This is a genomic window from Cellulomonas xiejunii (genome assembly GCF_024508315.1).
GTDB classification, from domain to species: domain Bacteria; phylum Actinomycetota; class Actinomycetes; order Actinomycetales; family Cellulomonadaceae; genus Cellulomonas; species Cellulomonas xiejunii.
This window is the reverse complement of record NZ_CP101987.1, coordinates 1,371,299-1,395,736: the sequence shown is the minus strand read 5'-3', so window position 1 is coordinate 1,395,736 and position 24,438 is coordinate 1,371,299. Positions and strand designations below refer to the sequence as shown.

At 73.1% G+C, this 24,438-nt stretch carries 18 protein-coding genes; 6 read left to right on the top strand and 12 right to left on the bottom strand.

Annotated features, from left to right (window positions below; translation table 11 throughout):
* Positions 1–25: 25 nt before the first annotated feature.
* Together NP048_RS06395 and NP048_RS06390 are read right to left on the bottom strand one after the other, a co-directional pair.
* On the bottom strand, positions 26–460 hold the full coding sequence (locus NP048_RS06395; RefSeq protein WP_227577378.1) for a DUF5684 domain-containing protein: 435 nt from the start codon (positions 458–460) through the stop codon (positions 26–28).
* A 43-nt stretch (positions 461–503) separates the two neighbouring features.
* Positions 504–1,280, bottom strand: coding sequence for an alpha/beta fold hydrolase (locus NP048_RS06390; protein ID WP_227577377.1), 777 nt, complete (start codon positions 1,278–1,280; stop codon positions 504–506).
* A 73-nt stretch (positions 1,281–1,353) separates the two neighbouring features.
* Between NP048_RS06390 and NP048_RS06385 the strand changes: the two genes are divergently transcribed.
* Complete coding sequence (locus tag NP048_RS06385; protein ID WP_227577376.1) at positions 1,354–2,388, top strand: LLM class flavin-dependent oxidoreductase; 1,035 nt, start codon at positions 1,354–1,356, stop codon at positions 2,386–2,388.
* A gap of 121 nt (positions 2,389–2,509) precedes the next feature.
* Here the strand turns inward: NP048_RS06385 and rlmC are convergent, their stop codons facing one another.
* Positions 2,510–3,634 carry a 23S rRNA (uracil(747)-C(5))-methyltransferase RlmC gene (rlmC, locus tag NP048_RS06380; RefSeq protein ID WP_227577375.1) on the bottom strand — a complete coding sequence of 375 codons (1,125 nt, stop codon included), beginning with the start codon at positions 3,632–3,634 and terminating at the stop codon, positions 2,510–2,512.
* 196 nt (positions 3,635–3,830) lie between these two features.
* Between rlmC and NP048_RS06375 the strand changes: the two genes are divergently transcribed.
* The 3 genes from NP048_RS06375 (at position 3,831) to NP048_RS06365 (ending at position 6,929) form a co-directional block, all read left to right on the top strand.
* On the top strand, positions 3,831–4,625 hold the full coding sequence (locus NP048_RS06375; RefSeq protein ID WP_227577374.1) for an SDR family NAD(P)-dependent oxidoreductase: 795 nt from the start codon (positions 3,831–3,833) through the stop codon (positions 4,623–4,625).
* 107 nt (positions 4,626–4,732) lie between these two features.
* The gene (locus NP048_RS06370; RefSeq protein ID WP_256769454.1) at positions 4,733–6,394 is read left to right on the top strand and encodes a hypothetical protein; all 1,662 of its coding nucleotides are present in this window, start codon (positions 4,733–4,735) and stop codon (positions 6,392–6,394) included.
* 49 nt (positions 6,395–6,443) lie between these two features.
* Positions 6,444–6,929 carry a DoxX family protein gene (locus NP048_RS06365; protein ID WP_227577372.1) on the top strand — a complete coding sequence of 162 codons (486 nt, stop codon included), beginning with the start codon at positions 6,444–6,446 and terminating at the stop codon, positions 6,927–6,929.
* A gap of 118 nt (positions 6,930–7,047) precedes the next feature.
* Here NP048_RS06365 and NP048_RS06360 read toward each other — a convergent pair whose 3' ends face one another.
* Positions 7,048–8,535 (bottom strand): glycoside hydrolase family 10 protein, encoded by a 1,488-nt coding sequence (locus tag NP048_RS06360; RefSeq protein ID WP_227577371.1) that lies wholly within the window; start codon positions 8,533–8,535, stop codon positions 7,048–7,050.
* Between the two features lie 159 nt (positions 8,536–8,694).
* Positions 8,695–10,803, bottom strand: a complete 2,109-nt coding sequence (locus tag NP048_RS06355; protein ID WP_227577370.1) for a family 43 glycosylhydrolase — start codon at positions 10,801–10,803, stop codon at positions 8,695–8,697.
* Positions 10,804–11,176: 373 nt separating this feature from the next.
* Here NP048_RS06355 and NP048_RS06350 point away from each other — a divergent pair, with 373 nt between their 5' ends.
* Positions 11,177–12,541, top strand: coding sequence for a hypothetical protein (locus tag NP048_RS06350; RefSeq protein WP_227577369.1), 1,365 nt, complete (start codon positions 11,177–11,179; stop codon positions 12,539–12,541).
* Between the two features lie 150 nt (positions 12,542–12,691).
* Here NP048_RS06350 and gadC read toward each other — a convergent pair whose 3' ends face one another.
* Positions 12,692–14,332 carry a glutamate/gamma-aminobutyrate antiporter GadC gene (gene gadC, locus NP048_RS06345; RefSeq protein WP_227577368.1) on the bottom strand — a complete coding sequence of 547 codons (1,641 nt, stop codon included), beginning with the start codon at positions 14,330–14,332 and terminating at the stop codon, positions 12,692–12,694.
* 44 nt (positions 14,333–14,376) lie between these two features.
* The gene (gene gad, locus NP048_RS06340; protein WP_227577367.1) at positions 14,377–15,783 is read right to left on the bottom strand and encodes a glutamate decarboxylase; all 1,407 of its coding nucleotides are present in this window, start codon (positions 15,781–15,783) and stop codon (positions 14,377–14,379) included.
* Between the two features lie 144 nt (positions 15,784–15,927).
* Here gad and glsA point away from each other — a divergent pair, with 144 nt between their 5' ends.
* Entirely contained in the window at positions 15,928–16,866 is a 939-nt protein-coding gene (gene glsA, locus NP048_RS06335) for a glutaminase A (RefSeq protein ID WP_227577366.1), read from the top strand.
* 61 nt (positions 16,867–16,927) lie between these two features.
* Here glsA and NP048_RS06330 read toward each other — a convergent pair whose 3' ends face one another.
* Genes NP048_RS06330 through NP048_RS06310 form a run of 5 tightly spaced genes read right to left on the bottom strand, consistent with a single transcriptional unit; the run spans position 16,928 to position 24,414 of the window.
* Entirely contained in the window at positions 16,928–18,175 is a 1,248-nt protein-coding gene (locus tag NP048_RS06330) for a VWA domain-containing protein (RefSeq protein WP_227577365.1), read from the bottom strand.
* Positions 18,172–20,574: a DUF5682 family protein gene (locus NP048_RS06325; RefSeq protein ID WP_227577364.1), complete on the bottom strand. Its 2,403-nt coding sequence runs from the start codon at positions 20,572–20,574 to the stop codon at positions 18,172–18,174. Before NP048_RS06325 ends, NP048_RS06330 begins: the two co-directional genes overlap by 4 nt.
* Positions 20,571–21,662 carry an ATP-binding protein gene (locus NP048_RS06320; protein WP_227577363.1) on the bottom strand — a complete coding sequence of 364 codons (1,092 nt, stop codon included), beginning with the start codon at positions 21,660–21,662 and terminating at the stop codon, positions 20,571–20,573. The genes NP048_RS06325 and NP048_RS06320 overlap by 4 nt, the downstream gene beginning before the upstream one ends.
* The gene (locus tag NP048_RS06315; RefSeq protein ID WP_227577362.1) at positions 21,659–23,101 is read right to left on the bottom strand and encodes a DUF5691 domain-containing protein; all 1,443 of its coding nucleotides are present in this window, start codon (positions 23,099–23,101) and stop codon (positions 21,659–21,661) included. The genes NP048_RS06320 and NP048_RS06315 overlap by 4 nt, the downstream gene beginning before the upstream one ends.
* Positions 23,098–24,414, bottom strand: coding sequence for an SWIM zinc finger family protein (locus NP048_RS06310; protein WP_227577361.1), 1,317 nt, complete (start codon positions 24,412–24,414; stop codon positions 23,098–23,100). The genes NP048_RS06315 and NP048_RS06310 overlap by 4 nt, the downstream gene beginning before the upstream one ends.
* Between the last annotated feature and the right edge of the window lie 24 nt (positions 24,415–24,438).

The following is a 24,438-nucleotide window of genomic DNA, read 5'->3' as shown; positions in this document are numbered from 1 at the left end:
CGGGCCGGGTGCTGGACGGGGAGGGTCAGGCTGCGTACGCGGTGCTGGGCGCGGCGGTCGCGAGCGCGGCCGGGCCGCGGTAGGTGCTCGAGCCCAGCCACAGGATCCACAGGAACACGACCGTCAGCAGGACGAGACCGACGGTGAAGCCGGCCTCGTGCCCGAACGACTTCGACAGGTCGTTCATGACGATGATCATCGCGACGATGTTGACGCCGGGGATCAGGAACAGCACGAGCCACCACACGGGGCGACCGACGACCTCGAGCAGCACGATGAGGTTGTAGATCGGCACGAAGGCCGCCCAGGCGGGCTTGCCGGCCTTCTTGAAGACGCCCATGAGGCCGAGCGACGAGACGACGTAGCCGATGAGGCCGAGGACGAGGAACAGGACGGCAGTGCCACCGGCCGCAGCGGCGGCTTCGGCGTCGCTGATCGGGACCGCGAAGAGTGTGGACATGGCGCGCACAGTAGCGCTCCTGGGAGTCTCCTGTGTCCGGATTTCAGGTTTTCGTCCCGTTGTCTTCCAGCGTTCCGCCGAACAGCGCACCGGGGAGCGGCTCGGCGAGGAAACCGGCCACCAGAGCGCTGAGGCGCTGCGGCGCCTGGGTCGGGAGCATGTGCCCCGCGCGGGGCACGACGGCCGCGCGCGCACCGGGTATCGACTCGACGATCAGGCGCGTGTGCTCGGGCCGGACGAGGTCACGCTCCCCCGTCACCACGAGGGTCGGCACCCGCACGCGGGACAGGTCGTCGGGCTCGATCTCGGGGTCGTGCGCCATGAGCGCGAACCGCTCGGCGACGACCAGCAGCGGCGGCACCACGCGCGCGAGCGCAGCCACGACGCGGTGCATGACCCGCACCCCGGTGAGCGTCCACGCCGACGTGCCCTCGGGGAAGAGGTTGGCGCCGACGACGACGAGGCGCCGGACCCGCGCGGGGTGGCGGATCGCGAGCTCCAGGCCGATGTTGCCTCCGTCGGAGAAGCCGAGCAGGTCCGCGGCCGGCAGACCGAGGAGGTCCAGGACGTGCGCGACGTCGTCGGCCATGGTGGCGATGCGCAGCGGACCGTCGCCGCGCGGGCTGCGTCCGTGGGCGCGCGAGTCGATGCCGATGAGCATGCGCCCGACACCCAGTGCGGGGACCATCTTGTCGAAGACGTGGTGGTCCTCGCCGTTGCCGTGCAGGAGCACCAGCGGCGGCCCGGAGCCGCGCGTCACCACCCACAGCGGTCCGACGGGTCCACCGGGAGCCGGGAACCGGGGCGTGTCCTCGCTCACAGCATGGACCCTAGGCCCCTGGCTGCCCGCCGCCAGCCGGAATGGCGCGCGCGGCGGGGAGGTTGGTGCGGGGGTGACCGCGATCTCTGTGCTCGACCTCGTGCCCGTCCGCTCCGACCAGACCACCGCCGACGCGATCAGCGCGACCCTCGCGCTCGCGCGCGTCGCCGACGAGGTCGGCGCCCGCCGCTACTGGCTGGCCGAGCACCACAACATGCCGGCCGTCGCGGCCACGAACGCGCCGCTGCTCATGGCGCTCGTCGCGGCGGCGACGTCGCGGGTGCGTGTGGGGTCCGGCGGCGTGATGCTGCCGAACCACTCGCCGCTGGTCGTCGCGGAGCAGGTCGCCCTGCTGGAGGCCGCGTTCCCCGGGCGCGTCGACGTCGGCATCGGGCGCGCGCCCGGGTCGGACCCGGTGACGAGCCACCTGCTGCGGCGCGGGTCGACCGGTGACGGCGTCGACACGTTCGACGCCGACGTCGCCACCCTCGCAGCGCTCGTGCAGCCCGACGGCGTGCAGGTGCGCGTCGGGTCGTCCGCGTACCCGTTGCGCGCGACGCCCCGCGCGGTGTCCGCGCCCCAGCTGTGGCTGCTCGGGTCGTCGTCGTACTCCGCGCAGCTCGCCGGGCGCCTGGGTCTGCCGTACGTCTTCGCCCACCACTTCGCCGGGCAGGGCACGAACGAGGCCGTCGCGCTGTACCGCGACACGTTCGTCCCGTCCGAGACGCTCGCGGAGCCGCGGACGATCGCCGTCGCGAACGTCGCCGTCGCACCCACGGCCGAGGAGGCGCGCCGCCTGGCGCTGCCTCAGGTGCGCTCGATGTGGCGGCTGCGCTCGGGGATGACGCTCGAGCCGCAGGAGCTCGTCGAGGACGCGGAGGCGGCTCCCCTGCCCTCGGCCGCCGACGCCCCGCTCGAGGCGATGACGTCGTCGTGGATCGTCGGCGACCCGGCGCAGGCGGCCGAGCAGGTCCGCGACCTGGCGCGACGGCTCGGCACCGACGAGATCATGGTCCAGCCCGTCGCGGGCGCCACCCGCGGCACGCCTGCGGACCGCTCCCCCGCGCGCGAGCAGACCCTCCGCCTCCTCGCCGAGGCCCTCGCCTGACCGGGCCACCCCACTCGCCGAGCGCGGCACTCCCCCGCCCAGCGCGGCACCAACGAGTACCGCGCTCGACGGCCGAGTGCCGCGCTCGGTGAACTGCGGCGTGCCGCGCTCGGTGACGGGGTCAGGTGCGTTCGAGGAGCGTCAGGACCTCGTGGTGCAGCGTGTGCGGGAACATGTCCAGGACCTGCGCCCGCACGGGGCGCAGCGACGGCATGTGCGCGAGGTCCCGTGCCAGCGATCCCGCGTGGCACGACGAGTAGAGGACGCGCGGGACGCCGCTGGCCTCCAGCCACCTGCTCAGGGGCTCACCCAGCCCTCGCCGCGGCGGGTTCACGACGACGAGGTCCGGGACGTCGCCCGCCGCGAGCGCGAACGACGTCGCGTCGCCGGCGAGGAACCGGGTGCCGGGCAGACCGGCGTCGCGCGCGGTCGTCTGCGCGCTCGCGACCGCCTCGGCACTGGTCTCGACGCCGACGACCTCGCGTCCCGGCCGCGCGAGGTGCAACGCGAAGCCGCCGACCCCGCAGTAGAGGTCCCAGGCGGAGGTCACCTGCGTCTCGTCCGCCCACGCGACGGCCTGCCGGTAGAGCGCGGCGGCGACCTCGGTGTTGGTCTGGAAGAAGCTGCGCGGGCGCAGGTGCAGGTCGAGCCCGTTGACGCGCATGCGCAGCGTCTCGCGCTCCGTGAGCAGGACCTCGCGGTCCCCCTCGAGCACGGCCGCGTGCACGGGCTGCACGTTGACCGAGGCGACGACGAGGTGCGGCAGTGCGGCCCGGAGCGACGGCAGGTGCTTGCGGATGCGCGCGAGCGCCTCGGTGCTGCGCAGGACGAACCGGATCATCAGCTCGCCGTCGGGCGACGCCGTGACGAGGAGGTGCTTCAGCTCGCCGGTCCGCGTCGGCACGTCGTACGGGGTCAGGCCCGCGCGCGTGACGAACGCCGCGAGCGGCGCGAACGCCACGCTCAGGGACGGCGGGTAGAGCGGGCAGCCCTGGAGGTCGACGCCGTGCCCGTGACCGTCGAGGATGCCGAGCGTGGGCGCCTCGACGGTGCCCGCGACGACCATCTTGGCCTTGTTGCGGAAGCCCGCCTCGGCACTGGTGACGGTGGGCAACCACGTCACCCCGGCCGGGTCGCCGAGGACGGTGCGGACGTGACGCTGCTGCGCGTCCACCTGCTCGGGGTACGGCTGCGGCAGGAGCGTGCACGAGCGGCACACACCCGCGTCGAAGTACTCGCAGCGCACCGACCCAGGGTACGCACCGCGCGCGACCGGGCAGGTAGTTGAGAACTGGACAAACGTCTCAGAACAATACGGATCGGGTTGTGGACGACCGGCACCACGCTCTAGTGTCACCACGGCTTGGGAGCGCTCCCGCACCGTCGCCGACGACGGGCGGTGCGGACGCCCCGCTCATCGACGGCACCAGGGGGAACCACCGATGGACCGCACCACAGCGCCCGCACCGACGGCACCTGCCGAGGCCGGCCCCGCGCGGCGGGTCGCCCTCGTCACCGGCGCGACGTCCGGCATCGGCGCAGCGACAGCCCTCGAGCTCGCGTGGCGCGGTCTACGCGTCGTCGTCCTCGGCCGCGACGAGGAGCGGGGCGCGGGCGTCGTCGAACGCATCCGGGCGTCCGGCGGCGAGGCGGCGCTCGTCACGGCCGACCTGTGCGACGACGACGCCCTGGAGTCGGCCCTCGACGCCGCAGCCGCCGTGTGGGGTCGCCTCGACCACGCGTTCAACAACGCCGGGGTCACCGGGCCCGGGACCGTCGCCGACGCCGACGTCGAGGACTTCGACCGGGCGTTCGCCGTGAACACCCGCGCGCTGTGGCTGTGCATGCGCGCGGAGGTCCGCCACATGACCTCGACGGGTGGTGGCTCGATCGTCAACAACCTCTCCGTCCACTCCGTGCGGACCGTGTTCCGTGGCGTGGCGCCGTACGCCGCGTCCAAGGCGGCCGCCCTGGCGCTCACCCGCTGCGCCGCGGTGGAGCTCGCCGACCAGGGCATCCGCGTCAACGGCGTCGCGTCCGGCCCGGTCGACACCGGGATGTTCGCCGGTCCCGGCATGGCCCCGCCCGGCGCCGACGCGTGGAGCACGCTGCTGCCCATGGGCCGCGCGGGCACGACGGGCGAGGTGGCGGACGCGGTCGCGTGGCTGTTCTCCGACGAGGCCAGATACGTGACAGGCAACGTCATTGCGGTGGACGGCGGGTTCCTCGCCCGCTGAGTGACGAGCACCTGTCGTCCACAAGCCCGGGCGCCCGGCACCGATCGGGGCCGGGACCTGTTAACGTCGCGTCCGGTTTGTCCGTGTTTCATCGCGAAGGGGTGCTCGTGCGCACGTTCATCGTCGTCGTCCTCTCGACCCTCGGCGGGCTCGTCCTGCTCATCGGAGGGGCGATCGCCGCGCTGGTCGGCCCGGACGACACCGCGTCCCTGCCTGCCGGCAAGATCCCCGCGACCTCGGGCGTCGCGATCACCTCGTTCGACCTCTTCCCCGTGCGGGACCTGACCCTGCACGCCACCGCCACGTCGCAGGGCGGTCCGGTGTTCCTCGGCGCCGCGCACCCCGTCGACGCGCGCGACTACGTGACGGGCGTGAACGCCTCGTGGGTGACGGGCGTGGACCGCTCCGGCACCCTCGCGACGGACCCGATCGACGGTGAGCTGGACGCGCCCGAGGTCGACCCGACCACGACCACCTTCTGGTCCGGCTCCGCGTCGGGCGACGGGGCGCAGTCGCTCGACGTCACGCTCACCGGCGAGCCCGTGACGTTCGTGGTCGTGCCGCTCGGCGGTCCGGCTGCGACCACCCTGGCGTTCGGCGCCGTGGTCCCCGGCCTCTTCGTCCTCGCCCTCGGAGTCGCGGGGGCGGGGGCGGTGCTCGTCGCGGCCGCCGCGCTCGTGCGACGCCGGGGTCGTCGCCGCACCGAGCCGACGCCCGACCCCGCGGACGCGGACACCGAGCCCGAGACCTTCACCGCACCGGAACCTGAGCCGGCGGAGGCCGCGCCTCGTACCCTGCGACGCCGCGCCCTCGTCCTGGGCGCCGGGCTGACCGTCACACTCACGGCCTGCGTGCCGGTGCCGTCCGCGGTGGAGCCGCCTGAGCAGCCCGTCAGGATCGCCGCCGACGCGGACGAGCTCGACGCCGCCCTCGCGTCGTACAGCGAGCGCGAGAGCGCGGCGAGCCAGGTCGCGGCGCAGCTCGACCCGGGCGCCTGGGCCGATCCCGACACGGACGGTCGGCGCGCGCTCATGGAGTACCGCACCAAGCTCGACGCGGCGCGCGACCAGCCTCCCGCGCCGTACACGGTCACCTACTCCGGTCTCGACGCGGCCGTCCCCCAGTTCACGTCGTACCCCATGTGGTTCATGGCGCTCGTGGAATCGACCACTGACGGCACCCCCGCCGAGCTCCCCCAGCTGCGGGTGTTCGAACGGGAGCGTGCCGCCGCACCCTGGCGCTCCAGCTTCGCGCTCGATGTCCCCGTGGACGCCGTCCAGCTGCCCGCTCCGGGGTCGGCGAGCGTCGCCTCGCCCGACCAGGTGGCCGCCGGCCTCGCCGCCGTCGAGCTGGTCCGCTCGCACCTGGAGACCGGCGCGGAGGTGGCGGTCGACCTCGGCGAGCTGGGCACGTTCCGGGAGAAGGTGCTGGGCAACGACCTCGAGGGCCGCCTCCGCGTCACCAACGCGCAGGTCACCCACTTCGACGGGCCCGAGGACCCGACGGCACCGGGAGGCCCGCTGCAGGTCGTGCCGGTCGACGGTGGCCTGCTCGTCACCTCCGCCCTCAGCTACACGTTCAACCGCGAGATGGAGACGGGGTGGAGCGTGAACCTCACAGACGTGGCCGTCGCGGAGGTGACGGGACAGCCCGGTGAGCGGCAGAACCTGCGCACGCTCGGGCTCGTCCAGACCGTCCTGCTCGTCCCGGACGGAGCCGCGCCGCGGGTGCTGGCTGCCGGATGGTCCCTCCTGGCGCCGCGCGTCTGACCGGGCTCGGCCCTAGCCTCGGGAGGACGCGCCAGCCGAGGAGGACGCCGTGAGCTCTGCCAGCACCGGGACCAGTGGGCCACGTGACGGGATCGCGCGCACGATCGGGCGCGTCCTGCTCGGCGGGTTCCTCGCGTTCGCGGGCACCAGCCACCTGACGTTCGCGCGCGAGGAGTTCCAGGCGCAGGTCCCGTCCTGGGTGCCCGTCGACGCCGACCTCGTCGTCCTCGGGTCCGGCCTCGTCGAGCTGACCCTCGGCGCTGCACTGGTCGCCGCGCCACGGCGGTACCGCCCGTGGGTGGGTGCCGCCGCGGCAGCATTCTTCGTCGCCATCTTCCCGGGCAACGTCGCCCAGTACGTCGAGGGCAACGACGGATTCGGGCTCGACACGGACGCCAAGCGCCTCGCGCGGCTGCCGTTCCAGGGGCTGCTCGTGCTCTGGGCGCTGTGGTCCACGGGTGCCTGGCGGGTGTGGCGGGCGTCGCGCTCCCAGCGGGTGGGCCCCGTCAGCCAGCCGGGCGGGGTCAGGCAGTAGAGCAGGCCCGCCGGGCCGCGCGCGTCGTCACGCCGATTCCCCAGCGGCACGGGCCAGAGACGCGACCGCCCCCGCACCACGAGGGCGCGAGGGCGGTCGGCACGCCGGTGCGCCGACGTCAGCCGACGCGCACCAGCTGCCACTGCTGGTTGCTGCCGCTCCAGCCGTCGTACTGGACGACGTTGGCGCCGTCGGCCGCCGACGCGCCCTGCACCTCGAGCACCTTGCCCGAGTTCACGTTGCGCAGCGTCGCGTAGCCGTTGCTGATCGCGACGGACCACTGCTGGTTCGTGCCGTTGAGGTCGGGCCACTGCACGACCTCGCCGCCGTTGGCGGTCGACTTGGCGTAGACGTCGAGCACCTTGCCCGACAGGCGCGACTTCACGCGGTAGCTGCCGTTGCCGGAGGCGACGAACTGCCACTGCTGCTGGTTGCCGTTGTTGCGCGACCACTGGACGATGTCCGCGCCGTCGGCGGTCGACAGGTTGTACACGTCGAGCGCCTTGCCGCTGCTGCGGTTGACGAGCACGTACCAGGCGTTGGTGTCGATCGACGTCGAGCCGCCCCCGTTGTCACCGCCGCCGTTGCTGCCGGCGTTCAGCGCGTTGAGGGTCGCCGTGTACGCGGCCTTCTTGTTGCCCGAGCCGTCGAACAGCAGCGGGTTGGCACCCGTGCGCCACGAGTCGGTGTCGCGGATGCCCCACACCGTGATCCCGGTGCACCGGGACACCGCGAGGCACGCCTCGACGACCTGGCGGTAGGCGTTGGCCTGGTTGGAGCCCTGCTCGATGTCGAGCTCGGTGATCTGCACGTCGACACCCAGGTCGGCGAAGCGCTGCAGGTTGGCCCGGTAGTCGCTCGGGATCGTGGTGCCGAAGTGCGACTGGAACCCGACGCAGTCGATCGGCACGCCGCGCGCCTTGAAGTCCCGGACCATGTTGTACACGCCGGTCGACTTCGCGTTGACCGAGTCGGTGTTGTAGTCGTTGTAGCAGAGCTTGGCGCCCGGGTCGGCGGCGCGGGCGGCGCGGAACGCGGCCTCGATCCAGTCGGTGCCGGTGCGCTGCAGGTTGGAGTCGCGCCGGCTGCCGCGGCCGTCGTCGGCGAAGGCCTCGTTGACGACGTCCCAGCTGTGGATCTTGCCGCGGTAGTACGTCGCCACGCGGGTGACGTGGTTGATCGCCGCGTTGCGCAGCGACTGGCCGGACATGTTCTGCGCCCAGCCCGGCTGCTGCGCGTGCCACAGCAGCGCGTGGCCGCGCACCTTCATGCCGCGCGAGATCGCGTGGTTCACGATCCGGTCGCCGTTGGAGTAGCTGAACTGGCCCTGGTTGGGCTCCGTCGCATCCCACTTCATCTCGTTCTCGGCGGTCACCGAGTTGAACTCCCGGTTGACGATCCCCAGGTACGTCGAGTCGCTCATGCGGCCCGCCGCGATCGCGGCACCGAAGTAGCGGCCACGCTCGGCGGCGGACTGGCCCAGCGTCGTGCCTGCGTGCGCGGGTGCCGCCAGCGCGAGCGCCGTCGTGGCGGCGAGGCCCGCGGTGGCCAGCAGGGCGGCTGCTCTCCTCGCCCAGCCCCTGCGGGCGGTGGTGTGTGTGGTCACGTGTGCTCTCCTTCGAGGTGCGTGACGGCGCGCGGGAGCGTCCCGTCGGGTCGGGTGGTGGGGCCGGGCGCCGGCGCAGCGTCAGGGCGCGGCCGGGCCCGCCGTCGTCGGGGCCCGGCCGGGGACCCGACGGCGACGCGTCGGTGGTGCGTCAGGCGGTCAGGGCGTCGTGAGGTCGAAGCTGCGGACCGTCACGGCGCCGCCCAGGGAGGTCGTCGCGTGGTTGAAGATGCCGAAGCGGTAGCCCATGAAGAACTGCCACTCGTTGTTCAGGGTGAACCCCGGCCCGAGGGTCCGGAACGTCGTGCCGTCGGTGCTGTAGGAGAAGGTCGCCTGGCGGCCCGATCCGGGGCGGATGTCCGCCGAGGTCCGCAGCCAGATCCGGCCACCGCTGACGTCGGCGCTCGCCCGCTCGCTGCCCGTGCTCGTGGTGCTCCACGACGAGTTCATCGCCAGACCGTCCGTCATGACGACCCGCGTGGCACCGTTGCCACCCTTGACCACGCCGATCCACGCGGACGACTGCCGCAGCATCGCGAGCCCGGCCCGGTCGCCGTTGGCCATCGCGGAGTAGTCGAGCTCGATCGTCGCCGTCGACGTCGGGCCCTGGATCCGGTGGGTGAGGGTGTTGCGGGCGGCGTACAGGTCGTTCGTCACCGTCGCCGTCTGCAGCCGCAGCCCGTCGCCGACCGAGAAGCGGCTGGTGTCAGGGTTGTGGTTCCACTCCCACCGCGGGCCCAGCCGGGTGCCGGTGAACGTGTCGCGACCGGTCATGGGCTGCACGGTGCGCGTCGTGCTGATCGCGGGCCGCGGGTAGGTCGTCCCCCACCGGCCGTTGACGGTCTGCACGCTCGGCCAGCCGTCGTTCCAGGTGATGGGCGCCAGCGTCGGCATCCGACCGCCGGGGTACGCGTCGGTGAACGCCATGTACCACCAGTCACCGTTCTGCGTCTGCACGATGCCGCCCTGGTGCGGCACGCCGCCACCGTTGATCGGCCCGGGGAGGTCGAGGAGGATCTGCCGCTGCTCGTACGGTCCGAACGGCGAACGCGAGCGCAGGACGTACTGGCCGTTCGCGGGGCGCGTCAGCCAGATGTAGTAGTACCCGTCCTTCTTGTAGAACCGCGCACCCTCGAGCGTCCCGATGCTGCTCGGCGTCTGGTAGACCTGCTGCGCCCGCACCTGCTGCGTGCCGTCCGCGCTGAGCTGCGCGACGCTGATCGCGCCGTTGCCGTAGGCGAGGTACATCGTGTCGTCGTCGTCGATCAGCAGGCCTGCGTCGTAGTAGCAGCTGTTGATCCGCGCCTTCTTGGTCCACGTGCCGTCGACCGCCGACGCCGTGTAGACGTACGTGCGGTTGAACTCCGTGCAGCCGTACCAGTAGTACGTCCGGTTGCTGGGCCGGTAGTTCAGCGTCGACGCCCAGATGCCCTTGACGTACCGGTGTCCGCCCGTGAGGTCGTACTTCGCGTCGTCGAAGTCAAGACGCGGCACCGAGTGGCCCGCGTACTCCCAGTTCACGAGGTCGTACGAGCGCAGGATGGGCGCGCCCGGCGAGTAGTGCATGGTCGAGGCGGAGTAGTAGTACGCGTCCCCGACGCGGATGATGTCGCCGTCGGCGAAGTCCTGCCAGACGACCGGGTTGGTGAACGAGCCGGTGACCGGCGGCGTCGTGGTGGTCGGGGTCGGAGTCGGCGTCACGGGGCTCCCTACGGGCACGAGCTGCCACTGCTGGTTGGTTCCTCCCCAGGGGTTGTACTGGACGATCTCGGCGTTGTCGTCCCTCGACGCGTTCTGCACCTCCAGCGCCTTGCCGGAGTGGCGGCTGATCAGCGACACGTAGCCGTCCGCGGTGTCCTGCAGGCGCCACTGCTGGTTCGTGCCGTTGGTGTCGGACCACTGCACGACCCTGCCACCGTCGGCCGTGGACCAGCCGCTCACGTCGAGCACCTTGCCCGAGTGCTGCGACCGGACGCGGTAGTACCCGTCCCCGGAGTCGACGAACCGCCACTGCTGGTTGGCATTGGTGCCGCGTGTCCACTGCGTCAGGCGCGCACCGTCGGAGGTCGCGAAGTTGTAGACGTCGAGCGCCTTGCCGCTGTTGCGGTTGACCAGGACGTAGGCGGTGCCCGGGTCGACACTCACGGCCGACGCGGCGGGGGCGCCGACGGTCGCCACCAGGCCGCCCGACGCGGCGACGACACCGGCCGCCACGAGCGCCGACCAACGGTGTGCGCGGCGCCGGACCTTCGCAGGGGTCTCACGCATGGGTGCTCCTCGGTGCGCGGCGGGCAGCACTGACCGCCTGGGTGTGATCGTTCACAACCGACCGTGAGCCAGCAGCTTTCGCTCGCTCGGGATCTGCGTCAGAGTGCCTCCAGCCCGATGTCCGAGCAAGACCCTGAGCGACGTCGAAGCGTTTCACCGTCGACGTCGCGACAGACCTACGCTCCGCGCTACCCGGCCAGGCCGGACCCTCCAGCGTCGACTTGCCAGGACCCTGCCGCTGCTTTGGTCACTGGGTGCGTCACGGCGCGCCGACCTCGCGCCGAGACGAGAGGGCGAAATCGCGAGCCGATTCAGGACTCCCTTGCGCCGTGCAGGCAAGATACCCCCATCGACAAAGAGCGGGGTCAGACTGATGGCACACGAAAGCTGGCACGAGGCGCGACTCATTCCGACATCCGGCATCAACGGCGCAGATGAGCAGGAACGCCGCGCAACGTCTGCATTGCTTGCCGTGATGACGGCCGTCAAGGAGTACGGACGATCCCTTACGCACCGGTTCGGAGCTCCAGCGGGCTCCGTCAACACGTTCATCGAGGTGCCGTTTCAGCTGGGCGAGCAGACCGTCATTCCGGATGGTCTCATCGAGGTGAAGCGCGGTTCGCGATCGTGGACAGCCCTGGTCGAGGTCAAGACCGGCCAGAACGAGCTCGCAGCGACTCAGCTGGAGAACTACCTGGACGTCGCCAGAGAGCACGGGTTCGATGCGCTGATCACCATCTCGAACGAGATCCCGCCGATCGCCGGCCAGCACCCCACGAAGGTCGATCGACGCAAGACCAAGAAGGTGGCCCTGCATCATCTGTCGTGGACGCAGGTCCTCGCCGAAGCGGTGCTCCAGAAGGAGTTCCGCGGCGTCGCAGATCCGGACCAGGCGTGGATCCTGGGCGAGCTGATCCGATACCTCGAGCACCCTCGCTCGGGAGCCATGGAGTTCGACGACATGGGCGCGACCTGGGTCGCCGTACGAGAGGCGGTGAGAGCCGGAACGCTGCGTCCGAGCGACAAGGGTGTCGAGGCCGTCGCCAACCGGTTCGATGCGCTTCTCCGCTACGCCAGCCTCAATCTCGGACGCCAGCTGGGCACGGAGGTGACGCCGGTCCTCTCCCGCAAGGAGCTGGCAGAGCCGGCTCTGCGCACGCAGTCGCTCGTGACGACCCTCGCCTCGTCGGGGACGCTGTCCGGAGGCATCCGCATCCCCTCCACGGTCGGGGACGTCTGCGTCACCGCTGATCTGCGTGCGAGCACCGTCACCTGTTGGGTCGAAGTGGATGCGCCGCGCGAGGGACGGCCGACGACGCGCGTCAACTGGTTGGTTCGGCAGCTGAAGAACGCTCCCGAAGAGCTCCGGGTCGAGACGCGACTGATGCATCAGCGGGGAGCGGGCCCTGCGGAGCTCCTTCGGACCGTGCGGGAGTCGCCGGCGTCGATCGCGGGTGACGGCACGCGCGAGATCAAGTCGTTCCAGGTGGCACTGACCCGGCCGATGGGCACGAAGCGCGGTCGAGGCAGAGGCTCCTTCATCGACTCGGTGCTGGAGGCCGTGGACACCTTCTACGCGGACGTCGTACAGCAGATCAAGGCGTGGTCAGCTGCCCCTCCCCGCCTCCGCACAGAGGCAGAGGCCGCGGAGATCGCCACCGAGCAGCCTGAGGTCACGCCAGCGCTGGTCTCGACAGCCATTTCCTCTCAGGACGACGAACGGGCTGCAGGGGACTGACTCTCGGCGCTCCTGACCACACCGAACGAGCGTGCGACGGCCTCCGCCCGCAGACGTGCACGCAACCAGCAACTTCGGGCAGGGCCGGCGGCGCGTGATTCGCTCGCCGCCGACCCTGCCCGTCGCGTCGCCCCCGGGCCGCCCTGGGACCTATCCCGTCTTCCCAGGAGGCGCGGTCGTCGTGGTCGGTGCGGGTGAGGCGGGCGGAGGGTTGACGAGCACGATGTCGGCGCTCGACTTCTCCGCCTCGGTGCGCTGGTCCCACGAGGGCTTTCGCAGCGCGTAGAAGAGCAGCGGCGGACCACCGAGCACGATGACGACCGCGGCCACGACGACCGGGTAGGCCGCCTCCGAGAGCCCCGTGAAGCCGGACGGCCGGACGAACGCCAGGACGAAGGCCGCGATGCACGCGACCAGTCCAACGCCCGCGACGAGGTTCATGGCCGGTGTCCGGTAGGTGCGCACGACGTCCGGCTTGGTACGCCGCAGCCGGATCGCCGCGGCGAACATGAGGATGTACATGACCAGGTACAGCGCCGCGGCCATGTCGACCAGGGCGATGAACGCGGTGTTGCCGTTCGGCACGAGCACGAAGAGCAGTGCGAGCAGCGTCACGATCGCACCCTGCACGCCCAGGATGCCGACCTGCACCCCCGCCTTGTTACGGCGCTGCAACGCGGGCGGAAGCAGCCCGGTGCGTGCGGCGGCGAGCAGGCCGCGCGACGGGCCGGCGATCCACGTCACCACAGAGGCGAACGCGCCCAGCGCGATGAGCAGCGAGATCGCCGGGGTCCCCCACGCGATACCCCAGTGGTCGAAGAACTCCTGGAACGCCAGGTTGATGCCGTTGGTCAGGCCCAGCTCGCTCTTCGGCACCGCGAGGCTGATCGCGATGGTGGGCAGGATGAACACCAGCAGGATCAGCAGGGTCGCGATCGCGATCGACCGCGGGAACCCCTTGCCAGGGTTCTTGAGGTCGTTGGCGTGCACGGCGTTGACCTCCATGCCCGCGTACGCCAGGACGTTCGAGACGATCAGCACGATCGAGGCGATGCCGGTCCAGGGCGGGATGACCGCCGACGCCTCGAGCGACGTCTCCGACTTCTCCCCCGTGGCCAGCCAGATGGCGCCGAACACGATGAGCAGGACCGCCGGGAACAGCGTGCCGAGGATCCCGCTCCACGAGCCGACCTTGGCGAACAGGTTGCCGCCCGCCAGCGTGATGAGGGTCGACCCCCAGTACAGGACCAGGATGACGACCGCGGTGTAGAACCCGTTGTTCGACAGCCCCTGGTCATTGATGACGAACGACAGGCTCGCCGCGATGAAGGCGATCTGCGTGGGGTACCAGACGACGTTCTGGATCCACTGCAACCAGATCGCGACGAACCCGGTGCGGTCGCCGAACGCCTCGCGCACCCAGGTGAACACCCCGCCCTTCCAGCCGGTCGCGAGCTCCGCCGCGACGAGAGCCGTCGGGACGAGGAACACGATGGCCGGGATGATGAAGAGCGTCACCGATCCGAGCCCGTACAGCGACATCGCGGGCAGCGAGCGCAGCGACGCGACGACGACGACCGTGAGCATCGCGAGCTGGGCGACGGACATGGCGACGGTCGCGCTCGCTGCGGGCGCCCCGATCGCGGGTCCGGAGTGCTCCGGGGGGTTGCGGTTCCCCGGGGTGCCGTACGGGTGCGGCTTGACGTGGTCGGCCGACGGCGCGTGCGTGCCGTCCGCGCGGTAGTGCGGCCCCGAGCCGCTCGACCCGGGCGTGCTGCTCTGTGTGGACATGACTCTCCCCCTGCCGGAACTACGGGACGGTTCGGACCGGGTGGTCAGTGGTGGAACCCGGAGCGGTGACCCTCGACGGGCATCGGCCCGGTGAGCGCGTCGAGGTAGGCGACCTCCTCGCGCAGGTCGACCAGGAACGCCGACGCCAGGTCATGGCTGAAGCCGTTGCGCACGACGATGCGCTGCACCGTCAGGTCGGTGAGGTCGTCGGGCATCGGGTACGCGGGGACGAGCCATCCCTTGGTCCGCAGCCGCTCCGACAAGTGGTAGAGATTCCAGTTCTGCGTGTGCCCCTCGCGCAGGCTCCACGCGAACACCGGGATGTCCGACCCGTCGTTCCACAGCTCGAACGCCGGCATCCTCGCGATCTCGCCCGAGAGGTACAGCGCCACGTCGCGCGACGTCTGCTGCACGGCCGTGTAGCCCGCGCGACCCAGCCGGATGAACAGGTAGTACTGCAGCAGCACCTGCGCACCGGGCCGCGAGAAGTTCAGCGCGAACGTCGGCATGTCGCCACCCAGGTAGGACACGCGGAACACGAGGTCCTCCGGCAGGGACTCCAGGTCCCGCCACACGACCCAGCCGAGCCCCGGGTAGACGAGCCCGTACTTGTGACCTGACGTGTTGATCGACGCGACGCGTGCCACGCGGAAGTCCCACGCGAGGTCCGGCTGGATGAACGGCGCGATCATGGCGCCCGACGCGCCGTCGACGTGGATCGGCACGTCGTTGCCGGTCGCCTCCTGGATCCGGTCGAGCGCCTCGGCGATCTGCTGCACCGGCTCGTACATGCCCGTGTACGTGACGCCCATGATCGCGACGACGCCGATCGTGTTCTCGTCGACGTACTTCTCGAGCTCGTACCCGTCGAGCACCTTGTGCTCCAGCGAGATCGGCACATAACGCGCCTCGACCTCGAAGTAGTTGCAGAACTTCTCCCAGCACACCTGCACGGCGCTCGACAGGACGAGGTTCGGCCGGTCCGCGGCCTTTCCCGCAGCTCGGCGGGCGTGCTGCCACCGGCGCTTGAGCGCGAGACCGCCGAGCATGGCTGCCTCCGACGAGCCGATGGTCGACGTGCCGATGGTGTGCTCCGGGTCGGGTGCGTGCCACAGGTCGGCGAGCATCGTCCAGCACCGCGTCTCGACGGCGGCCGTCTGCGGGTACTCGTCCTTGTCGATCATGTTCTTGTCGGCGGCCTCGATGTAGAGGCGAGACGCGTACTCGTCCATCCACGTGCCCACGAACGTCGCGAGGTTGAGCCGCGCGTTGCCGTCGAGCATCGCCTCGTCGTGGACGATCTGGTACGCGGTCGGCGGCAGCGACTCGTCGTCCGGCAGCCGGAACTTCGGCAACGACGTGGCCTCACCGGGCCGGGCGAAGAGCGGGTTGAGCTCGACGACGTCGGGCTCCCCCTCGTGGCGTGCGGCTCGACGCGTGTTCGTGACCATGGTGCCCCCCGGCTTGTCTCAGGCGTCCCGACTTCGCCGGGACGTTCTTTCACGCTACGTCCGCTTGTGAGATCGCGCACACTGAGGATCGACTGCTCGGTCCTCACGTCGGGCCGCGCCACGCACCCCTGACAGCATGAGCCCATGACGCGCCCCGCCGACGCCCGCACCTACGACCTCGACGACCTGCGGGACCGGGTACGGGGCGAGTCCGGTGGGGCGGTCGACGACAGCATCCCGCAGCTCGCGGAGGCCGACCCCGACCTGTGCGGCGTGGCCCTCGCGCTGCCCGACGGCACGGTCCGCGCCAGCGAGCAGGCGGACGTGCCCGTCAGCGTGCAGTCGGCCGTCAAGCCGTTCCTGTTCGCGCTGGCGCTGGTCGACACCCGGGGCGAGGCGCTGGACCTCATCGGCATCGAGCCGACAGGCGAGGCGTTCGACGCCATCAAGCTCGAGACGGGCACCGGCCGGCCGCCGAACCCCATGGTCAACGCCGGCGCCCTGCTCACCGCGGCGCTCGTCGACGGCGGGGACGTCGACGGCCGCAACGAGCGCATCCTGCGCGGGCTGTCCGCGTTCGCCGCCCAGGACCTCGTGGTCGACGAGGACGTCGCACGCAGCGAGCACCTGCTGGGAGACCGGAACCACGCCCTCGCCCACCTGATGCGCGCCGAGGGCACCCTGAGCGTGAGCGCCGACGACGCCGTCGCGGTCTACGCGCGTGCGTGCGCGGTGCTGGTCGACGTGCGGGCCCTGGCCGTCATGGGCGCGACGCTCGCGTGCGGCGGGGTCAACCCCGTGTCCGGCGAGCGCGTCCTGCCGGCCCACGTGGCGCGCGACGTCGTGTCGGTCATGGCCACCTGCGGCGTGTACGACGGCTCCGGCCGGTGGATGCGCAGCGTCGGCGTCCCCGCGAAGTCCAGCGTGTCGGGGGCGATCGTGCTGGCGGCACCCGGTGCCCTCGGCGGTGCCGTCGTCAGCCCTCCCCTCGACGACCAGGGCACCAGCGTGCGGGGGCGCATCGCGTGCGAGGTGCTCAGCGCGGAGCTGGACCTGCACGTGTTCGGTCGACGCACGGACTGAGCGCACGACGCAGGCCGCCGTACCCAGTCTGGACGGGGTGACGGGACGCCCTGGTCGTCGATCACCTCGCCGTGCCGACCGCCACCACCGCCCGGTGACGGTCGACCCACGCACCGACGTCGCCACGGGCGAGCGCCACGGCCAGCAGGTCCGGGAACGCGTCCGGCGTGCACGCGAACGCCGGCACGCCCAGGGCGGCGAGGTCGGCCGCCGTCTCGCGGTCGTACGCCGGCGCGCCGGAGTCGCTGAGCGCGAGCAGCACGACGACCTGCACGCCCGACGCCTGCATGGACGCCACGCGGCGCAGCAGGCCCTCGCGGGCACCGCCCTCGTACAGGTCGCTGATGAGCACGAACAGGGTGTCGGCCGGTCGGGTGACCAGACCCTGGCAGTAGGTGACCGCCCGGTTGATGTCGGTGCCCCCGCCGAGCTGGGTGCCGAACAGCAGGTCGACGGGGTCCGAGATCCGGTCGGTGAGGTCCACGACGCTGGTGTCGAACACGACGAGCGACGTGCGCAGCGCACGCATCGAGGCCAGGACGGCACCGAAGACGGCGGAGTAGACCACCGACTCCGCCATCGATCCCGACTGGTCGACCGCGAGGACGACGTCCCGCGCGACCGTGCTCGTCGAGCGCGACCTGCCCACGAGCCGGTGCGGCACGATCGTCCGGTGCTCCGGCAGCCAGTGGCGCAGGTTCGCGCGGATCGTCGCGTGCCAGTCGATGTCCCGCGGGCGGGGGCGGTGCGTACGCTCCCCACGCAGCGCGCCGGTGACGGCCGAGCGGGTCGCCGTCGCGATGCGACGCTCGATCTCGGCGACCACCTGGGCGACGACGTGCCGGGCGGTGGCGCGGGTCGTCTCCGGCATCTGCCGCTGCAACGACACCAGGGTCGAGACGAGCCCGACGTCGGGCTGGACGGCGGCCAGCAGCTCGGGCTCCAGCAGCAGCCGTCGCAGACCCAGACGGTCGACCGCGTCCCGCTGCATGACCTCGACGACGCTCGACGGGAAGTAGGTGCGGATGTCGCCCAGCCAGCGCGCCACCCGGGGCGCGGACCCGCCGAGCCCGGCACTGCGCCCGGCGCCGGAGCCGCCCCCACCCTCGCCGGGAGGCACGTCGTAGAGCGCCGCGAGTGCGGCGTCCATGGCCCGCTGCTCGTCGGTCAGCCGAAGTGACGCGTCCGGGGTCCCCGCCTCGCCGAGCAGCAACCGCCACCGGCGCAGCCGCACGTCGTCCCCGACCGACACGTCGGTCTGCGAGCCGGGAACGGGAGTCCCCGGCGGCGGTGGTGTCGGTCCGTTCATGTCGCGGCTCCCAGCAGGCGCAGCACGGTCGCGAGCGGTGCACGCACCAGCTCCGGGTCGAGCTCGACGTCGGCGGAGGCGGCGGCCGCCCCGGCTCTCCCGAGCTGGGCGACGGCCGTGCCGACGGCGCGTCGCTCGCCGGCGGGGAGGGCACCGAAGGTCCGCCGCAGCAGCGGCAGGACGTCCGTGAAGTCGTCGTCCCGCAGGGCGCCCACCCACGCGTCGAGCACGCCCAAGAGCCGACGGTCGCCGGCGAGCAGCAACCCGCCGCCGTCGAGGAACCCCTCGGCCCACGCCGCGGTGGTGCGCGCCGGCGTGCCGCGCGACAGCGCGCGCGAGAACCTGCTCGCCGCCTCGTCGGGATCGAGGTGCCCCGCGTCGAGCAGGAGCCGCGTGGCGCGCCCGGACAGCACCCCGGACACGTCGGTGCGGTCCGCGAGCGCGGACACGGTCCGCCACCACAGCTCACTGCCGGCGGGGTCGTCCCGCAGCCGGACCGCGTCGTGCGCGGCGTCGACGTCGGCCCGCAGGACCCGCGCCGCGTCGTCGTCGATCCCGGTGACGGCACCGGGCAGCGCCGCGCACGCCCGCACCACCAGCGCGTCCGCGACGCGTGCCAGCGCCTCGACGCGCGTCCCCCGGACGTCGCTGTACCGGTGGGCCCGCACCAGCGGGGGCACGGCACGCAGGACGTGGGCGACGTCCCCGTCCTGGGCGGCGCGGGCGTCCAGCACCGGCAGCAGCCCGTCGAGCGCGTCGGGCAGGTCCGCGACGAGCGCGCGCTCGACGAGAGCGGTCACGCCTGGCAGGTCCGACCCGGCGGCGTCCGCGACGACGCGCGCCGACGCGGCGGCGGGCACGGTCGCACCCCACGGTGCCGCCTCGACCAGGGCGACCGTCAGCTCGGGCCGCCACAGCAGCGTCCACGTCTCGCGGAACGTGCCGGTGGTGCGGGTGCGGGACGTCTCGGTCGTCCCCCAGTCGACACCGACCAGCGCGAGCCTGTGCAGCAGGCGCGAGCGCGCGAGGTCCGTGTCCTTGCGCAGGTCGAGGTCCAACGTCCGGGGCGCGGCCTCGAACGGCAGCCGCAGCCGCCGCGCGGTCGCCCGCAGGTCCGCCTCGAGGGGCACGGTCGGCACGTCGTCGGGGACGGTTCCGAGCCGCTCCCCCACGACGAGGTCTGCGGTGACGTGCGCGAGCAGCGCGTCGTCACCCTCGCACAGGACCGCCCGCGTCGCCTCGGTGACCTCCGCCAGCCCCGGGTGCGGCCGTCCGCGCACGGCGGCGAGGACCTGGGCGAGCCTCGTCGCCTCGATGACGTGCGCCGACGACACCGGCAGGTCGCGCCGCCTCAGCACGCCCGCGACCTCCACGAGCCACCGTGCGACGACCCGGTCGGTACACGTGAACAGGTGCTGGTACCAGCCCGGGGACGCGACACCGGCGCCGTAGCCGGAGTGCAGCGCCAGTCGCGACGTCGTCCACGGGGACCACGTGAGGCTCACCTTGCGGCGGGGCAGGCCGCGCAGGAGGCGCGCGTCGGGGGCCGCGGCGGGCAGCCTGCCGCGCAGCACGGGGGCGTGCCAGGCGCCGCACACGACGGCGACGCGCTCGTGCCCCTCCCGCAGTGCGGCGCGGATCTGCTGGCGCATGTGCGCCTCGCGCCGCGCCTCACGCAGGAGGTGCGCCGGGGCGTCGGACGAGCCGTCGTCGGGCAGTGCGGGCTCGTGCTCCCGCAACGCGGCCATGGCGTCGGTGATGACGTCGAACGGCGCCGCGTCGGCCGCGCGGGACTCCACGACGTCCTCCCACCAGCGCTCGGGGTCCTCGTACCCGGCGGCGTGCGCGAGCGCGGCGACGGGGTCGGTGCGCAGCTCCTGCGGCTGGTCACCGTCCTCGTCCGAAGCCTCGTGGGCGAGCTGGACCGCTGCGGGCAGGTCGATGAAGCGCACCGGGACGCCCCCCGCCGCCGCCCACGTCAGCGCCTGCCACTCGGGCGAGAACACCGCGAAGGGCCACCAGGCGGCGCGCCGCGGCTCGTCGGCCGTCACCGCAAGGAGGGCGACCGGTGGCTCCATGCCGTCCCGGCCGACGAACACGGTCAGCGGGTCGGCGTCGGCGGGACCCTCGACGAGCACGACCGTCGGCGACCACGCGTCCAGGGCGGCGCGGACGGCACGCGCCGATCCGGGGCCGTGGTGGCGGACCCCGAGCACCCGCACCCGCGGCTCGCCGACGTCCTGCGGCACGACGTGCGGCCGCGCCTGCGTCGCGTCGTCCGGTGCGTCGTCCGCTGCGTCGTCGTGCGCGTGGTCCTGCACGTCGTCCGTTGCCGACGTCGCTGGGCCACCCGCGTCGGCCTGTGCCACCACGGTGCTCGTCACCGCGGTGCCCGTCATCCGGTGACCTCGCGGCACGCACCGTAGAACTCGTGCCAGCCGTCGCGCTCGCGCGCGACGGACTCGAGGTACTCGACCCACACGGCGGTGTCCGCGACGGGGTCCTTCACGACGGCGCCGAGGATCCCCGCGGCGACGTCGGCGGGGCGCAGGACGCCGTCCCCGAAGTGCGCGGCGAGCGCGAGCCCGTGTGCGACGACGGAGATCGCCTCGGCCGTGGACAGGGTGCCGGACGGCTTCTTGAGCGCCTGGCGCCCGTCGAGCGTGCTGCCCGACCGCAGCTCACGGAACACGGTGACGACGCGCCGGATCTCCTCGGCGGCCGGGGGCGCGTCCGGCAGCTCGAGCGACGCACCGAGCTGCGCGACCCGCCGGGTGACGATCTCGACCTCCTCGTCCGCCGTCGCCGGCAGCGGGAGGACGACGGTGTTGAACCGGCGACGCAGCGCGGAGGACAGCTCGTTGACGCCGCGGTCCTGGTCGTTGGCCGTCGCGATGACGTTGAACCCGCGCGCCGCCTGCACCTCGGTGCCGAGCTCGGGCACCGGCAGCGTCTTCTCGGAGAGCACCGTGATGAGCGCGTCCTGGACGTCCGAGGGGATGCGGGTGAGCTCCTCGACGCGGGCGATCCCCGCCTCGCGCATGGCCGTCATCACCGGCGACGCGACCAGGGCGCCCGCGGTGGGTCCCTCGGTGAGCAGGCGGGCGTAGTTCCAGCCGTAGCGGATCGAGTCCTCCGAGGTGCCGGACGTCCCCTGCACGACGAGCGTCGACCGGCCGCTGACGGCGGCCGCCAGGTGCTCGCTGACCCACGTCTTCGCGGTCCCGGGCACGCCGAGCAGCAGCAGCGCGCGGTCGGTCGCGAGGGTGGCGACCGCGACCTCCACGACGCGGCGCGGGCCGACGTACTTGGGCGTGATCACCGTGCCGTCCGGCAGCGTGCCGCCGAGCAGGTACGTCACCACCGCCCAGGGCGACATCTGCCACGCCGGCGGCCGCGGGCGGTCGTCCGACGCCGCGAGCGCCGCGATCTCGTGGGCGAACGCCTGCTCGGCGTGGGGTCGCAGCAGGGTGTCGACGTCGGTCATGCCAGCTCCTCGAGGATCGCGCGGCGGGTCATCAGGGTGTCGGCGACCGCGTGCAGGACCTGCGCGGTGCCGGGGGCGGTGCAGCGGTCGGCGACGGCCCGTACCTGCTGCTCGGTGCCCGCGTCGTGGGGCAGACCGGCGGCGAGGACCGGCTCGGCACTGCGCATCTCCCAGTCGGACAGCGGCGGGTCGGGGACGATCTGCCGCAGGACGACGTCGACGACCGTGCCGGGCCACGGCATCGGGAGCACGGCGGCGAGCCGGAGCATCCGCCGGGCGCTGTCCCGGGTCACCGGCCCGCGGTGCGGGAAAGCGGCGGCGAACGCCGCGGCGCGTGCCGTGTCGGGCAGGACGGCCAGCAGCTCGACGGCGTCCGGATGCACCTCGAGCAGCGCCTGCGCCCACGTGGCGTCGCGCGTGCGCCGGGCCGCGTCACGCCACCCGGCGTGCAGCTGCGCGGCGAGCTGGTCGGTCACGTCCATCCGCACGAGGTCGGCCGCGTCCCGCCCCAGGTGTGCCGTCCACGCCGACGGCGGCGTGGCCGCGACCAGCGCGCGCAGCAGCCGGGCGCGCCGGCCACCGGCCCCCGTCCGCATGTCCTGGAACGGCGCCGTGGCGTCGTCCTCGGGGAGCGTGACGACCAGCACGCGGCGCAGGCGCTGCCGCTCGACCGCCACGCACGCCAGGGCACGTTCGGCGCAGTCGCGCGCGAACCCGGAGCCTGGCAGGTCGACGAGCGCCTGCGCCGCGGCCTCGCGCACGGTCACCGCTCGGTCGGTCAGGCACCGGGCCAACCGTTCCTCGTCGTCGGGACGAACGTCGCCGTGAATCGCGGCGACGTCCGCGGTGCGCGCGGCGACCGGTCGCCGGGACCACTGCGGCTCGTCCACCGACGCGCGGGCGGCGTCGCCGTTCGGCGGTGTCTCCGGTGCGTCCAGCACGGCGGTCGCGGCTCCCGCGGGAATCTGCTGCACGAGCCAGCGGCCGCGCGCACCCAGGACCGCCGCGACGAGCGCCCGGTGCTCACGCCCTGCTGGTCGGGTCGCCCACCCGAGGACCTCGGGCAGCAGCGCAGGCGGCACGACGTACCCCCGCTCGGCCGCGGTCCGCAGCCAGTGCACCGTGAGCAGGTCCCCGACGACGTCACTGCGGGTCACCAGACCCGCCAGGCGTGCGCGCGCCGCCCCAGCGGCCACGCGCGCCGTCTCGGGCTCCGCAACGGTCGGCAGCTCGGCCGTGTGCCGCGGCTGCACGGTGCCGGCACGGCGTGCGACCACGTCGAGCGCGGCCGCGTCGAGCAGACCGGCTGGCCCCGTGGTGCGCGGTGCCCGTTCCACCGCCTGGCCCACCGCCCCGGGCAGCCCCCGCCCGAGGTCCGCGTCAGGCGCCGCGCGGCGCAGGCCGAGCAGCGCGGCCGTGACCAGGTCCTGCCGGCTCACAGCGGCACCAGCTCGTCGTCACACCACGCTGCCACCGGGCGGACCCCGGCGACCGTCCTGTCCGCGACCACGGTCACGGGACGGCCGCCGGCGACTGCGACCAGTCGCCACGGGTCGTCGCGGAAGACCACCGGCAGCGTGTCGCCCGCCGCGTCGACGACGACCCAGGCGCGCGACCGGCCGTCACGGCGCCGCACCGGGGTCACGTCGCCGAGCACCACCGGCATCGCCGTCGCCCACGGGTCCACGGCCAGCAGCCCCGACCACGCGTCGGCAACCTGCGCGAGCGTCGTCCCGCGGACCTCGCGCAGCGGCGCCGGGTCGCCGTGGCGCTCCCCCACGGACACGCGTGTCGGGTCCCCCGGGTGCACGTGCAGGTCGGCGTCGACGACCGTACCGACCGGCAGCGGCACGTCCAGCGGCTGACCGGGCGGCCCGAACAGCACGACGACCGCGTCCCGCCCCGTGGCCTCGCCACGGACGTGGACGCGGCGGACCACGAGCCGGTTGCGCACGGTGTCGTGCTGCGCCAGCACCTGCCAGCGATCCCGCAGACCCGGGGCGGCCAGGACGTCCTGCTGACGCTCGGGCTCCCCGACGCGCCGCCGCACGACGGCAGCCGTCGACTCCTCCAACGTGTCGAGCCGCGCGTGCCCACGGACGAGCAGGTGCAGCAGCGCCAGCTCGTCGAGCAGCCGCGCCGGCCAGCCCTCACCGCTCGCCGCCGCCGTCGCGAGGTTCCGCACCCCGTCGGCCAGGCCGGGCGCCTGCGCGTCGACCAGACGCGCGGCGACCTGCTCGTACGGGCCGTACCCCGCCCGGTCGGACCCGGTGAGCCCCTGCTCGACCTGGTCGTGCAGCCACCGCTCGAGGTCGGCGACGCCGTCGGCCACGCGGGCCCGGCGCCGCTCGGCGCGCCGGGCAGCCGCGTCCGGGTCCGGGGCAGCCGTGCTCGGGCGCTCCGTCCGGGCGGCACGCTCGGCCCGCGACGACAACCACTCCCGCGCGTGCTCCGCCGGCTCCGCGACGTCGGGCACGTCGCCCCCGGCCCAGAGCAGGAGGAGCGCGAGCGCGTGCTTGCAGGGGAACTTACGGCTGGGACAGCTGCAGCGGAACGCGGGGCCGGCGAGGTCGACGACCGTCGCGTAGGGCGTCTTCCCCGAGCCCTGGCACAGGCCCCACACCGCGGCGGGAGCCGTGGACGCCCCCGCGTCGGACCAGGTCCGCGGCACGGCGAGCTTGCGCCCCGCGGCGACGGACGACGCGTCGGGCGCCAGCGCGACCACCTGCTCCGCCGACCATCTCTCTGCCACGGACCGCGACGCTAGCGCCCCGCA